The organism is Myroides sp. (genome assembly GCF_032073645.1).
GTDB classification, from domain to species: domain Bacteria; phylum Bacteroidota; class Bacteroidia; order Flavobacteriales; family Flavobacteriaceae; genus Flavobacterium; species Flavobacterium odoratimimum.
Map to the genome: position 1 here is coordinate 207,157 of NZ_DAMANB010000006.1, position 14,752 is coordinate 221,908.

The 14,752-nt window shown below is 34.7% G+C and carries 15 protein-coding genes; 13 read left to right on the forward strand and 2 right to left on the reverse strand.

Annotated features, from left to right (window positions below):
* Positions 1-112 precede the first annotated feature (112 nt).
* From RT228_RS06940 to RT228_RS06965, 6 genes are all read left to right on the forward strand, one after another.
* Positions 113-1,711: an ABC-F family ATP-binding cassette domain-containing protein gene (locus tag RT228_RS06940; protein ID WP_006258907.1), complete on the forward strand. Its 1,599-nt coding sequence runs from the start codon at positions 113-115 to the stop codon at positions 1,709-1,711.
* Positions 1,712-1,818: 107 nt separating this feature from the next.
* A complete protein-coding gene (gene rocD / locus RT228_RS06945) occupies positions 1,819-3,060 on the forward strand; it encodes an ornithine--oxo-acid transaminase (protein WP_006258906.1) in 1,242 nt (413 codons plus the stop codon).
* A gap of 164 nt (positions 3,061-3,224) precedes the next feature.
* On the forward strand, positions 3,225-3,953 hold the full coding sequence (locus tag RT228_RS06950; protein ID WP_230486158.1) for a toxin-antitoxin system YwqK family antitoxin: 729 nt from the start codon (positions 3,225-3,227) through the stop codon (positions 3,951-3,953).
* Positions 3,954-4,061: 108 nt separating this feature from the next.
* Positions 4,062-4,499, forward strand: coding sequence for a DUF2750 domain-containing protein (locus tag RT228_RS06955; protein ID WP_006258904.1), 438 nt, complete (start codon positions 4,062-4,064; stop codon positions 4,497-4,499).
* 76 nt (positions 4,500-4,575) lie between these two features.
* On the forward strand, positions 4,576-5,253 hold the full coding sequence (locus tag RT228_RS06960) for a transposase (protein ID WP_006258903.1): 678 nt from the start codon (positions 4,576-4,578) through the stop codon (positions 5,251-5,253).
* Positions 5,254-5,666: 413 nt separating this feature from the next.
* Complete coding sequence (locus RT228_RS06965) at positions 5,667-5,918, forward strand: hypothetical protein (protein WP_006258902.1); 252 nt, start codon at positions 5,667-5,669, stop codon at positions 5,916-5,918.
* Positions 5,919-6,019: 101 nt separating this feature from the next.
* On the opposite strand, the gene RT228_RS06970 is transcribed toward RT228_RS06965, so the two are convergent.
* Both RT228_RS06970 and RT228_RS06975 read right to left on the reverse strand, forming a co-directional pair.
* Positions 6,020-6,307 carry a hypothetical protein gene (locus tag RT228_RS06970; RefSeq protein WP_006258901.1) on the reverse strand — a complete coding sequence of 96 codons (288 nt, stop codon included), beginning with the start codon at positions 6,305-6,307 and terminating at the stop codon, positions 6,020-6,022.
* Positions 6,308-6,332: 25 nt separating this feature from the next.
* Positions 6,333-7,349, reverse strand: a complete 1,017-nt coding sequence (locus RT228_RS06975; protein ID WP_006258900.1) for a M28 family metallopeptidase — start codon at positions 7,347-7,349, stop codon at positions 6,333-6,335.
* Between the two features lie 340 nt (positions 7,350-7,689).
* On the opposite strand from RT228_RS06975, the gene RT228_RS06980 reads away from it, so the two are divergent.
* The 7 genes from RT228_RS06980 (at position 7,690) to RT228_RS07010 (ending at position 14,675) form a co-directional block, all read left to right on the forward strand.
* Entirely contained in the window at positions 7,690-8,499 is an 810-nt protein-coding gene (locus RT228_RS06980) for an SDR family oxidoreductase (protein ID WP_006258899.1), read from the forward strand.
* Positions 8,500-8,646: 147 nt separating this feature from the next.
* The gene (fsa, locus tag RT228_RS06985; RefSeq protein ID WP_006258898.1) at positions 8,647-9,303 is read left to right on the forward strand and encodes a fructose-6-phosphate aldolase; all 657 of its coding nucleotides are present in this window, start codon (positions 8,647-8,649) and stop codon (positions 9,301-9,303) included.
* 218 nt (positions 9,304-9,521) lie between these two features.
* Positions 9,522-10,985, forward strand: a complete 1,464-nt coding sequence (locus tag RT228_RS06990; RefSeq protein WP_006258897.1) for a hypothetical protein — start codon at positions 9,522-9,524, stop codon at positions 10,983-10,985.
* Between the two features lie 39 nt (positions 10,986-11,024).
* A complete protein-coding gene (locus RT228_RS06995; protein WP_006258896.1) occupies positions 11,025-11,156 on the forward strand; it encodes a hypothetical protein in 132 nt (43 codons plus the stop codon).
* A 118-nt stretch (positions 11,157-11,274) separates the two neighbouring features.
* A complete protein-coding gene (locus RT228_RS07000) occupies positions 11,275-11,790 on the forward strand; it encodes a hypothetical protein (RefSeq protein ID WP_006258895.1) in 516 nt (171 codons plus the stop codon).
* Positions 11,791-11,806: 16 nt separating this feature from the next.
* A complete protein-coding gene (locus RT228_RS07005; RefSeq protein ID WP_006258894.1) occupies positions 11,807-12,397 on the forward strand; it encodes a hypothetical protein in 591 nt (196 codons plus the stop codon).
* Positions 12,381-14,675: an ATP-binding protein gene (locus tag RT228_RS07010; protein WP_006258893.1), complete on the forward strand. Its 2,295-nt coding sequence runs from the start codon at positions 12,381-12,383 to the stop codon at positions 14,673-14,675. Before RT228_RS07005 ends, RT228_RS07010 begins: the two co-directional genes overlap by 17 nt.
* Positions 14,676-14,752: the final 77 nt, after the last annotated feature.

The window sequence follows — 14,752 nt, forward strand, 5'->3', positions numbered from 1 at the left end:
TAGTTCTAAAACCATACTACAGTATGATTGTATCGCTAATTCAGACCTATTTTGTATACTTACTTTTCGTTTATTGGTCTATTACTTATTCTGGGTTAAATTTTAAAAGACTATGAGCATAGTTATATCAAATTTATCTTATTATCACGCAGATAAGACACCTTTATTTACAAATATTAGTTTATCTATTAATGCAGGAGAGAAGGTTAGTATCATCGGTCAAAATGGTACTGGCAAAACAACATTACTTAAACTAATCGCTAGAGAATTAGAGTTAGCGGAACCTGCTATTCATATTAATGGGACAGTATTCTACTTGCCACAAAATAAACAATTAGTTGAATCTCACACTATTTATGAAGCAGTAGGGGTAGTTGATAAGGTTAGGGCACTCCGTGCTATACTAGCGGGTTCTGTAGAAGAACAGGACTACGAAGTACTTAATGATCAATGGGACATAGAAGAACAGATCGCTAAGGTATTAGCGTATTGGGGATTAGAGACGATATCACCAGATACTACGATGGATTGTCTGAGTGGAGGACAGCAGACGAAGGTTCTATTTGCGAAGATGATGCTAAGTCAGGCAGACACACTGTTATTAGACGAACCTACTAATCACTTAGACTTAGAAACCAAGGAATTATTCTATAAGTATATACAAGAGTTTAAAGGTACTATCGTTATTGTCAGCCATGATAGGGTATTACTTGAGTTAATGCCTATTACTTTTGAGCTAACACCTAATGGAGTGTTTAAGTATGGAGGGAATTACAGCCTATACAAAGAACAAAAAGAACTGCGTCTACAAGGTATCCAGAGTAAAGTAGATCATCTGTCTAAAGAAATGAAAGATGCTAAAAAAGCGGATATTAAACGTACAGAGCAAATAAGTAAAGATAAGGCTCAGAACAAAAAAGCAGAGAAAAAAGCAGGTCTTCCAAAGATTGTTATTAATGCGATGCGCAATAAAACAGAGAACAGCGTAGCTAAGCTACAGGATGTTCACCAACAAAAGAAAGAGGGAATACAATCTGAATTATTAGAATTAAGAACCCAATTAGAACGAGATAAACTGTTTGCTATTCGTTTTCCCCAATCTACTTTGCATAAAGGGAAGTTGTTATGGGAAGCTAAAGAAATGAACTATCGTTATTCTCCTGCATTTGCTCCAATATTTAAGACGAATCTTGACTTTAAAATCATGAGCGGAGATAGAATCTTGCTCAAAGGAAAGAATGGTTCTGGTAAGTCTACGCTGTTTAAATTGTTACAAGGAATTTATCTACCTACTACAGGAGAATTATACCGTGCAGATGCTAAGGTGGTCTATTTGGATCAATTTTACTCTTTACTAGATCATAGTTTAACGCCTATAGATCAGTTAGAACTGGCTAATAAAGGGAAACACTCTCTGGCGGATCTTCGCAATCTATTATTTCAGTACGGAATAGGGGTAGGCTTATGGACAAATAAGATAAGTACATTTAGTGGAGGAGAGAAACTGAAGCTCGTGTTGTGTTATCTGACTATTTTAGCTTCAGAGATAGATGTGTTACTATTAGATGAACCTACGAATAACTTAGATATTATTAGTATTGAGAGTTTAACTAAAGCTTTAAGTGAGTTTAATGGAACCTTAGTAGTTGTTAGCCATGATGAGAGTTTTATTAAGGAATTGGGAATAGTAGACGTGATAAATTTAAATTAAGTCAAAAGTAAAGCTTGTTTTTGACTTAATTCTAACAAATATTAATTTTAGATTTCACTAAAAAAGATTTAAATTGCGAGAACAAAAACAATACAAAAACAATTATAATGTCGAACAAAATGACTTCAGCTCATGCTATTGAGCTAGAAAATAAATACGGAGCACATAATTACCACCCACTACCAGTAGTATTATCTAAAGGAGAAGGAGTATATGTATGGGACGTAGAAGGTAAGAAATATTATGATTTTTTATCAGCATATTCTGCTGTAAACCAAGGACACTGCCACCCAGCTATCGTTAAAGCGATCGCTGATCAAGCGGGTACACTAGCATTGACTTCTAGAGCATTCTACAATGATAAATTAGGATTATACGAAGAGAAAATCACTAAGCTTTTTGGTTTTGATAAAGTTCTTCCGATGAACTCTGGGGCAGAAGCTGTAGAGACTGCTTTAAAAATCTGTAGAAAATGGGCTTATGAAGTAAAAGGTATTGCTGAGAATCAAGCGAAAATCATCGTATGTGAGAACAACTTCCACGGAAGAACGACTACGATTATTTCTTTCTCTAACGATCCTGATGCTCGTAAAAACTACGGACCTTATACAGACGGATTTATCCGTGTAGCTTATAATGATGTAGAAGCTTTAAAAGCAGCTTTAGAAGCTAACAAAGGAACTATTGCAGGTTTCTTAGTTGAGCCTATTCAAGGTGAGGCTGGAGTTTATGTACCAGACGCAGGTTATTTAACTGCTGCTAAAGCGTTATGTGAGGAGCACAATGCTTTATTCATTGCAGATGAAGTACAAACAGGTATCGCTCGTACAGGTAAAATGTTAGCTATCGACCACGAAAATATCAAAGCTGATATCATCGTATTAGGTAAAGCATTATCAGGAGGAGCATATCCTATCTCTGCTGTGTTAGCAAATGATGAGATTATGAATGTAATCAAACCTGGACAACACGGTTCTACTTTTGGAGGTAACCCTACTGCTGCTGCTGTAGCTATGGCTGCTCTAGATGTAGTATTAGACGAGAAATTAGCGGATAACGCTGAGAAACTTGGACAATTATTCAGAGCGGAGCTTAACAAGTATATTGCTACTAGTAATATCTGTACTTTAGTACGTGGTAAAGGTTTATTAAACGCTATTATCATCAACGATACTGAAGAAAGTGATACAGCTTGGAACATCTGTCTTAAATTAAGAGACAACGGATTATTAGCAAAACCAACGCATGGTAACATCATCCGTTTCGCTCCGCCATTAGTAATGAACGAAGAGCAGTTATTAGACTGTGTAAGTATTATTACTAAAACATTAAAAGAATTCGAGAAATAGTATATCTCTTTATAAATATAAAAGCTCACGTTAATTCGTGGGCTTTTTTTAGTTTAGGAAGGTTGTAAATAGATTGAGACAATTTGTGATTTATTTATAAGAATAAGGCTATTTTTGTTGTTGAGAACAATAGATTCTTCGATGTGATTTTTAAGAAAGTAAGTATGAAAAGAGTTTTGTGTATTTTATTTATTTCAGTTTTATTCATAAACTGTGCTAAAAAAGAAGTTCATATCAATGATCTTCAAGAGCGTAATGGCGTGATGTATGAAGTGAATTCAAAAGAGGTATTTACAGGAAGTGCAAAGAGCTATTATGCCAATGGAGAAGTAGATTTAGAAGAAAACTATACGCAAGGAAAGTTAGATGGAATAACTAAACGCTATTATGAGGATGGACAAGTAAAAGCTGAGGCAAACTATAAGAATGGAGTATTGGATGGCAGTTTTAAGGAATATTATAAAAGTGGAAAGCTAGAGCTAGAGAAAACGTATAAGGATGGAAAGCTAGAGGGAAGTAAGAGAAGCTATTTTGAGGATGGACAAGCTGCAATTGAAATGACGTATAAGCATGGGAAGCTGGAGGGAATGACTAAGAAGTATTATGAAGATGGGCAACTAGAGATAGAAATGACGTATAAGAATGGGGTAGAACACGGTATTATCAAAGGATACTATGAGCATGGTCAAGTAAAAGTAGAGGCGAGTTATAAGAATGGAGAATTGGATGGAGTGAGTAAGGAGTATTATAAAAACGGACAATTACAAGGCGAAACAAGCTATAAGGATGGTGTCTTAGACGGAGCGATGAAAGGATATTATGAGGATGGAAGATTAAAAGGAGAGGTAAATTATAAAAATGGAGTAATAGACGGAGAAATAAAGAGGTATTAATCAAGAGAGGAATCTTAAAGCTTCTTTATTTGAAGTTATTTAATATTTATTCTATACTAGAAGAAGAGTTCATGACTTTTTAGAGTAAGATATTATAAAAAATAAAACATGTTAAAAGACACTGCTACATTAGAAGCAAAGTATAAGGGATTTCTAAAGAGAATCTGTGAGACTGAAATAATCTATGCTTTAAAAGAACCTCGCGGTTTTGCTTTCTTATATTCTAATGATTTTGAAGACGAAGAGGGGGAAGAGGCTTTACTGTTATGCTTTTGGTCGGGGAATGCTTATGCAAATGCATGTAGACAAGAAGGATGGGCAAATCATGAAATAGTCGAAATACCATTAGGTTTATTCTTAAAGAATTGGGCGATAGGTATGAAAAGAGACTCTAATTATGCTGGAATAGAATGCGATAGTAACCTATTTTGTATTGAGAAAGCCCCTATTCGGTTGGCCTTAGATATCTTAGATGAATTGGTTAACCAAGAGAAATTAGAAGGATTTGTTGAATATGCCAAAATGTATAATGAATACTTATCCTAAGTAATTAAATACTAAGATCAGACTCTTATTTTTAGTTCGATGAAGTCTCTTGACTTTGAGGTATTCGAAGTGCTTAATGAAAAAGCCCGTCTGTGAAGATGGGCTTTTTCTTGTTTTTGAGGGTAGTAAGAAAAGTGGTATATTTAAAATCAATGTATTAGGTGATTTAGGTAACAACTATGTGGCTATGAATAACTATAAGATGATGAACTATCAACAAAGGGGATCTATACGCTTAAAAGGGTATGATTATGCATCTGAGGGATTATACTTTATCACGCTATGTGTACAGGATAGGGAGAATATCTTCGGATCTATCAAAGACGGGGTGTTAACATTGAATGAGATAGGTGAGATTGCAAGGGATGAATGGCTGAATACAGCAAATGTGAGAGATAATGTGATTTTGCATGAGTTTATCATTATGCCTAATCATATGCATGCGATAATCGAGATTGCGAAGAATAAAACAAAGGCAGGTGATAATAAAGGATTTAAATCTCCGTCTCAAACGATCGGGGCTATCGTCAGAGGTTATAAAATAGCCACAATAAAAAGAATAAAGGCAGCGACGAATTGTAATTCGTTTTGTGTGGGCGAATTGCAATTCGCCCCAACGCCCCCAACCGCCCGTACCATCTGGCAGAGAAATTACTATGAGCATATTATAAGAGACGAGAGAAGTTATCAGTATATATCGAATTATATCATTACCAATCCTGAACGATGGCACGATGATAAATTTCACAGGTAGGGGCGAATTGCAATTCGCCCGTTTATAATCGGGTAAACAATATACCATATAATGTTTGGGACAAACAATTCACGATGTGGGCATTCGTTGTGTGGGTATTTGTGGTGCAGGTATTCGTTGTGTGGGCGAATTGCAATTCGCCCCTACGACGCACAATTGGTAATACGTTGTGTCTGTAAATTACCTGATATTGGGGTGGGCATTCACGCTGTAGGCGAATTGCAATTCGTTTTGTGTGGTTTTTTCTGTTTTACTTAATTATTCGTAGCCTTTATGGTTTTCCTCTTGTATGGTCAAGGGGGAGGTGGTATATTTACAGTTACTTACCAAATTTAGTATGAATAAAAAAGCTTTATCAGAAAGAAAAGGAGATATTAGATGTTGTCTCTAAGAAAGAGAATAAAAACTTCGTTATGGCTATAAATAACTTGTTACAGATCTATAGTTTGCCTTTCATTAATAAGGAGACTGATAAAATAGAGTTGTTTAATACTGTATTGAAGATTTATGCAGACTTAAAAACAACTAATGTTGATTTTGTGTATCAAGCAATGAAAGATTGGAAGATTAAGCAAGTTGGTTTTAAGTCAAAAACAGAGAAGTTTAGCAAGGAAGATACAGAGAAGATGATAGAATTATTACTTAATAAAGGAGTGATAAAATAGATAATAGCAAAGCCCACTCATCGAGTGGGCTTTTTCATTTATACTTCTAGAGATAGGAGATTTCTCATATCTGGTGAAATCTGCCTTCATTGGCAGACATTTTACCTTAACACAAAGATTAGAAAGAAGTTAATCACTAAACATTTTAAGGATAGGAAGGTAAAGGATTGTATTGAGAACTTTCTATTAATCATGGTTGCTACTACTAAGACAGGTAGGATAAATAAGGCATATAGCATCGGGGTATATGCTTCTTCATAGATCCATTGAAAGGTCTCAGAAGTATTCGTTCCGATAACGTATAAGCCACGCATGATCCATAGAATCAGATTAATGGTGCACAATAGAAATAAACTTATATCTATAGTTTTGATCCAAATCATTTTCATATCTAAAAGAGATTTAGCGTTATATTTAGTCTAAACGAGGTTTGTGCTCTGCATTTAGAATAGTCCACGCTGTAGCAAAAGCTAATTGTGTACGCTTTTTCATTAATTCAAACTCTATTTTGTCATAGGTATCCGTAGGTTGATGATAGTCAGCATGTGTTCCATTAAAGTAGAACATAGCAGGGATATTGTGCTTTGCGAAACTGTAATGGTCAGAACGATAGTAAATCTGTTCAGGATGATTGACATCATTATAAGTATAATCAAGATCGATATTGACTGAGTTTGCATTTGATTGTTCAGACATTTGATGTAATTCTTTACTCAATCTATCAGCGCCTACTACATAAATATAGTCCCCATCTTTCTTATATTTATCACTTGTACGCCCGATCATATCAATATTAATATTCGCTACGATATTTTCTAATGGTATAATAGGGTTTTGAACATAGTACTCAGATCCAAATAGTCCAAATTCTTCTCCTGTTACATGTAAGAATAGAATGGATCTTTTAGGTTTTATTCCTTTGCTTTCAAGGTCTTTAAATACACGAGCTAACTCCATTACAGCTACTGTGCCAGAGCCATTGTCATCAGCACCATAGTAGATTTTGTCAAGCAATATTCCCATATGGTCAAAGTGAGCTGAGATGACTAGTACTTCTTCAGGTTTTTCACTTCCTTCTATAAAAGCCATAATATTCTCGCTATCCTTTAATCTCATCATGCTATTTCTCATAAAAGCACTAGGAACAGGCTGTAGGTAACCATCTGCTTGTTTAGGATACGCTATACTTCTCTTTTTATAGAAGTTGGTAATATATTCAGTCGCTTTTTTTTGTCCAGGTTCTCCTGTTCTTCTTCCTTCAAATTCTTCTGAGGCTAATACTTTTAGGTTTACAGCCATAGAGTCAGCAGATATTTCTTGCCAATAAGTAGAAGAAACTGTTTGGTTGTTTGAAATAGAATTAGTTGTTTTACAGCTAGTCATTGACATACTAAGTGCTAATAGACTAGCAGCTAATATAATTTTATTCATGAGTGAGTCTTAAAGTGTTTGGGGTAAAGATAAGAAGAATTAGCATGTTTTGCTTGGTTGACGGTTTATAGGGAACAGGGAACAGGGAACGGGGAACGGGGAACGGGGAACGGGGAACGGGGAACGGGGAACGGGGAACGGGGAACGGGGAATAGGAAACGGGGAATAGGAAACGGGGAACAGGGAACAGGGAACAGGGAACAGGGAACAGGGAACAGGAAACCGGGAACAGGAAGCAGGAGGTGTGGTGGTTCTGGGGGAATAGAAAAAGAAAACAACAAAGCGACAGTAAGCATTCTTCATTGAATATTTTTATCTTTGTTCTAAATCAAGAAATACAATGAGTAAAATCGTTTTTATTACAGGAGGATCTTCTGGTATAGGTAGGAGTGTAGGAGAATATTTGACACAACATGGGTGTAAAGTATATGGAACAAGTAGAAATCCTGAGAGAGTAGTAGATTCAACAATTCCTTTAGTACGCTTAGATGTACGCGATACGGCTAGTATTCAATCTGCTATAGAAGAAGTCATTGCGATAGAAGGAAAAATAGATGTATTAATCAATAATGCTGGTGTAGGAATCACAGGACCAATTGAAGAAATCCCTGCTGATCAAATCTTAAATAACTTCCAAACGAATGTATTTGGCCCAATTGAAGTCATGAAAGCTGTATTGCCTCATATGCGTGCTAGAAAAGAAGGTTTAATCATTAATGTTACTTCGATAGCAGGATATATGGGATTGCCCTTTAGAGGGATCTATTCTTCTTCTAAAGGTGCTCTTGAGTTAATTACAGAAGCTATGCGAATGGAGTTAAAGCCATTTAATGTAGAAGTGACTAATGTAGCACCTGGTGATTTTGCAACCAATATTGCGGCAGGGCGCTATCATGCTCCTGTATTAGACAATTCGGCTTATAAAGAAGTTTACCAAATGTCATTAGATATGATGGATGAGCATGTAGACAGTGGTGGAGATCCAATAGAGATGGCTAAAGCTATTCATAAAGTGATCAATACACCTAAGCCAAAAGTGAGGTATAAAGTAGGGGAGCCTTTGCAGAAGTTCTCATTAATCCTCAAAAAAATACTACCAGGGAAGGTGTATGAGAAGATGCTGATGAATCACTACAAGATTAAAGGCTAATAAAGGGAAAATCATTACTATTTGGGACTCAGTGAATAGGGATTAAGGGTGTAAGTATTGTTAGAAAAACTCTCTAAGAATCGCTCTAGTGATGAATATATATCGTACTTTTGGGTTACAACATAACATAATATAATAATATAGATTATGAAGTTTTTTATTGACACAGCTAATTTGGATCAAATTAGAGAAGCTGAGGCACTGGGGGTATTAGATGGTGTTACCACTAACCCTTCTTTAATGGCTAAAGAAGGAATCACAGGAGCTGAAAACATTTTAAATCACTACAAAGCTATCTGTGAGATAGTAGAAGGTGATGTAAGTGCAGAGGTTATTTCTGTAGATTACGAAGGGATGATTAAAGAAGGTGAGCAACTAGCTGCACTTAATCCTCAGATCGTAGTAAAATTACCAATGACTAAAGAAGGAGTAAAAGCATGTAAGTACTTTTCTTCTAAAGGAATCAAAACTAATGTAACATTAGTATTCTCTGCAGGGCAAGCTTTATTAGCGGCTAAAGCAGGTGCTACTTATGTATCTCCATTCATTGGAAGATTAGATGATATCTCTACTGATGGTCTAACATTAATCGAAGATATCCGTCTTATCTATGATAACTACGGATTTGAAACACAAATCTTAGCTGCGTCTGTACGCCATACTATGCACATCGTAAACTGTGCTAAGTTAGGTGCGGATGTAATGACAGGACCTTTAAGTGCTATCACAGGTCTTTTAAAACACCCATTAACTGATAATGGATTAGCTCAGTTCTTAGCTGACTACGCTAAAGGAAATAAATAAGAAGAAAATTCTTATACACATATTACAAACTACAAACAAAGAAAAAGGTTACCGTAAGGTAGCCTTTTTTGATTCAATCAAGTAAGTCTTCTTCTATTCTAGTAAATATAAAACAATAGTTATGCTATAGGAATTGAAAAACATCCCCACTAATAGGGATTGTCTCCTTTTGCTTATCTCTTTAATATTGTTACTTATCCAATACAAAAATGAAAAGTATGAAAGTAGCTGTATTAAGTACCCTTCTGATATTGATATCTATCATAACTTATGCTCAATTGAGAAAAGACAAATCCTCTTTAAATATGCCTCAAGTAGAACCCTCTCAACTTATTCCGTTTTTAACTAAACAGAATGACTTTATCTATGTAAATAAGGATAATTTAAAGCCTTTTAACGGGATAAAGTATAACAGCGCATCTGCTTATACTTCGACAGGTTATGCGATGGTTATAAATAATAAGGGAGCTTCTGTTGTTATAGATACCAATGGAAAAGAAGTCCTTGAAGTAGGAGAGAGTGAGATAGATATAGAAGTGGTGAATGGGCTGACATTCTATAAGAAACAGAGGGAATACGAGAGAAAAATGCCTATCTGGAATTGGGAGTGGAATATCTTAGGTGGAGCTATTAAAAAAGAACAAACCTATCATAGTATAGAGATTGGGGTAATTGAAACCAAACAGATCTTACTGCAAAAAGAAGTTCCTTATTTAGAAGATAGTTACGCTCTAAATCCTGAAGCAGTAGATGGTGAGCATATTTATTGGAATGAGACACTTTATGTAATCAAGAATCAGTACCTAAAGAAAAAAGAGTCTGATATCATCATAACCTTAGCAGATAAGCGATTTATAAAAGGTTCTAGTGGCTCTTTTTCTATTTATGATATACAGCAGAAGAAAGCAATACATCAGGGCTTAAAAGGTGTTAATACGCTTACTATAAAGTATGGTAATGAAGACCTTATACTTGATCAGTTGATGCAAGAACGCTTTGAACCAATCGTTCCTAAGTTATTAAAAGATAGAAATACAGGAAGTGTCTACCCATATCCGCAATATGATAAAGCCTTTCCAAAAGTAATTACAAAGGCTACAACAGAGCAAGTAGCCTTTATAAAGAATGCCACCCTTGTATATTCTATTCACAATTCTCTTTATTTTTTAATAGGTGTTTTTAATTATGATCACGATATTTGGGCTTATGATTGGCTGTATTTAGATATAAATGGGCAAGTGTTAGAACAACTTGATTTGGATAGTTTTAAGGTATCAGATCAAATAGGGAGGCTTGTATGGCCTGCTAAAGAAATGGTTATACCTCATCAGAAGGTCGCTTCAGTAAAGTATTATACCGATAGTGATGAATTGTATCTTGTCAATATAGAAGGTAAAGAAAGTGATAGTAAGTATGGGGTATGGGATAAAAAAGGACAGCTATGGAGTATAGAGCCTGAGTACACTTCTATACTTGCTTTGGATATTGCTAAAGGTATTTATGCCTTGCAGAAAGAGAAGGATGAGAATTATACACTTTACAATCAGATAAAGAAGGAAAATATAGGTGTGAAGGCTTATAAATACATCTATTCAGACGGTTTAGTTCAAGTAAAACTTGAAGATAAAACAGTTAGTTATTATATAGATATTTATACGGGTAGAGCGTATTTAGAAGAATGAAGAAAATAGTCAGTTGGTTAGTGTCACTAACCAACTGAAATGAATGTTGCAGATGGTAAAAAGTATAAAACAGATATGTTTGCTTATCAAGGAATAATTGATTCAGATAAAACTTTTCCAGGGACTAAAGCTAATCGTTTTATATACATAAGACCTCTTTATCACGAATAAAGAGGTCTTGTTACTTAATACACATAGTAGTAAAATAAGAAAACCACTATTATCAGTGAGATTATTATAGGGTAAGAAGTATTACTTTTAACCAGTGAATATGTTTAAAAATGCAGTAATGAAATACCTTATGATTTTAGTATCTATATTTAGCTTATTTGGTTGTCAGATTAAGGCTCAAACATTGCAAGTCTCAACGATATATACTGCACCTAAACAAGTGACAAGAGAAGTGCCTGAAACAGGTAAACAACATATTTATACCACTTATCAGGAGGTTACAGAGAGATATGTGCCTGCTGTTTCTTTAGTCTCTAAAGAAGATAAAGTGTTGCGATTTAGGATACAAGGGAATATTAATTCTAGAGGATTACAGATTCGCAAAGTTTCTAAGATACGCTTTGAACAAGGAGAGCAGTTTGGCAATGGTATAACGCTTAAGTACTATGTAAATATTAAGCATATAGCTGGTAAAGAAGGAGCTTCTATAGCTGGGTATAACTACAGTCAAGAAAAGGAGTATAGGATACCTACTCATGTGAAAGTAATCCATATAGAAGTATATGAAGAACATCCAAATCAAGAACCTAAGTTAATAGCAGAGAAAAAGTTTGACTTCTTTGCCAAAATATAAGTTTAAAAAACAATAAATGAACTTAGAACAATTAAAAGAGAAAGCGCAGACTTTGATTAGAGAATCACACCTTTTTGTAAAAGCAATAGCAGGTGATGAGCAAATCGCTTATGTCAATGAAGAAGAAAGTATCAGCTTTATAATCAAATACCTAAATCAATGGATGGCTTTAATAGAGAAGGATGAAATATTCTCGTTTGACCCCATTGATATCCAATCAATCGATTTAAAGAAATACATAGCTCTAACAACTAAAACTCAGCAAGTATACCCAAACTTCGAGCATTTGATGCATTTTGGAGATGCTGAAGTTCAACAGTGGGTTATAGATAATGACTGTAATAGTGATGATCTATCTGATTTACAATCTATTTATAATGACGATTATATAGACTTATGGATGCAGAGTCATCCGATGTATCATAATGAGGGAATATATGGATATGCAGGAGGCTGGGCTATGATTTGGCCAGAAGAAGATACTCCGATGCAATGGGATGAAAACTTAGAGTTTAAATATCAAATAGGACTACAATATGAGCCTTTTATAGATATTTATTTCAATAAGAAACAGAATAAATATATTTGTATTGAGCGTAATACCTAATATCTTGTATTTTTTGAAGAAATCTTTATATACCTTATCGCATTTAAAGTTGAGCATTAAGAGAGTTTCTCTTTTGACACTTGTGTTATTGGCTACTGCCATAGAGCCTTTGCTTGCTCAATCTTTAGAAAGTTGGGAACAAAAGTATAAAGCAGAAGTAAGTACTGGAACAGTTCAGAATACTGTGGTAGTGTCTTATATTTCTGCTCTTTATGCGAATAAACAATATGATAAAGCTGAGCAGGTATTCACCCAGAACCTCAATACAGCCTTAAAAAAAGGAGATTATAATAGTGTAAGTATATTATATTGTATAGAGGCAGTAAATAGGCGTATTAGAGAGAATAATTCGGGTGCAGTAAAAAGCCTTGAATTAGCCAAACAGTATAGCCTAAAGCTAAACGATACCGAGACTAAGGGCTATGTTGCTTATTGTGAGGGATGGTTATACAGTAGAGATGGCAAGCAAGATAAGGCTGTACACAGTATTATATCATCTATTAAGCTTTATGAAGCTGCTAGTAGTTCGCCAACATTAAATAAGAGAAAAGCATTTGCTAATAGTGAGTTAGGTGTTATTTATGGTCAGTTAGGAGAGAAGGAACTACATGAGAAGTATACTAAAACGGCACTCAAATATGCCTTATCACAGTCAGATCCACAAGTAAAGTTTACCACCTTTATGCAAATGGGGAATCTGTATAATCGTCTATATGAGAGTCATTCTTCAGATATTAATTATAGAGATTTAGCGGAGCGATATTTTTTGCAATCGATAGACATCTTTAATCAGAATAAAGACGTAATGTATAACTTATCTGATTTATCTTTTGCCAATAATAATTTAGCGAGTTTATACCTATATTCTTTCCCTGATAGTTATCGTACGAAAGCTTTAGAATACGCTAAGAAAGCTAATCAGATTGCTCTGAAAATAGACCAAGCAGATCATATAGCTTCCTCGTATGGTATTATTTCTACTATCCATTTAGCTAATGGTGATAGTGATGCGGCTATATTATATTTATTAGAAGCACAACAAGCTATCCAAAAGTCAAGTATTGTTGATCACAATATAGAATTGAATATTTACGAATCCTTAGTGGAGATTTATGTAGAACAAGGGAATTATAAAGAAGCTTTTTACTATCAACAAGAGTATCTAGCCCTATTCAAAAAGCTTTATAACCAAGATAAACTACAAATTGTAAAGAAATTAGAAGCTGAGTTTGATAAAGAAAGACAACAACAGAAGCTGATCAAACTTCAGTTTCAATCGGATCAAAATACACAAAAGATTCAGTTGATGAGCGCTTTAGCTCAGCAGAGAGAACAACTGTTGAGCAATCTAAAATTGACAGAAGAGAATCAACGTAGCAGATTAAAGTTCTCTGAGCTTGAAGCACAGAAGAATGCTCAGCAACTACGTTTATCACAGTTAGAAACAGAACAGAAGAATAAAGACTTATTGACTTATAAGAGTATTGTAGCTTATAAGGATAAGCTCAACACCTTCTACGTTGCTTCTATGATATTCTTTATTTTAGTCGTGTTTTTATTGTTATATGCCTATAGACAACGTCTAAAGACGATGAAGCAGAGAGATACGTTACATAATTTAGCTATCGAACAAGAAAAACAAAATTCTAAAATATCAACTTTAACAGCCCTATTAGAAGGACAAGAGCAGGAGAGAGGGCGTTTGGCTCGTGATTTACATGATGGTTTAGGTGGTCTGTTATCAGGTACTAAATTACACCTTACGCAGTTAAATGATAAAGTAGAAGGTCAGGCTAAGCAGGGATTAGATAAATCCATTAATCAGATAGATGCTGCAGTCACAGAACTTCGTAAGGTAGCACATAATTTAATGCCTGATTTATTGGTTAACTATGGTTTAAAAGAAGCTTTAGACGAATTTGGAATACGTATGTCTAATGATACTTTAGATATTCATATCGAATTTTTGAGCTATACGAATTCTCTATCTCAAGATCAACAATTGTTAGTCTATCGCATTATACAGGAGTTAGTAAACAACGCTATAAAGCACGCTGCTGCCTCTCAGATTATTATTCAGTTGGTAGAAGAAGAACACGAGATTATTGTCACAGTAGAAGATGATGGAAGAGGTTTTGATATTAATAAATTAGACTTAAAGAAGTCAGCAGGTTTTCACAACATACAATCGCGTATACAGTTTATGAAAGGTACATTAGCTGTACACTCAGAAGAAAATATAGGAACAAGTGTGGAATTTAAATTTCCTAAAAAGTAATTATGATAAAAGTTGCCATTACATGTTTTGACCCCTATAAACCTAGAGTATTTTTAAATTTTTAAAGTATAATGTTT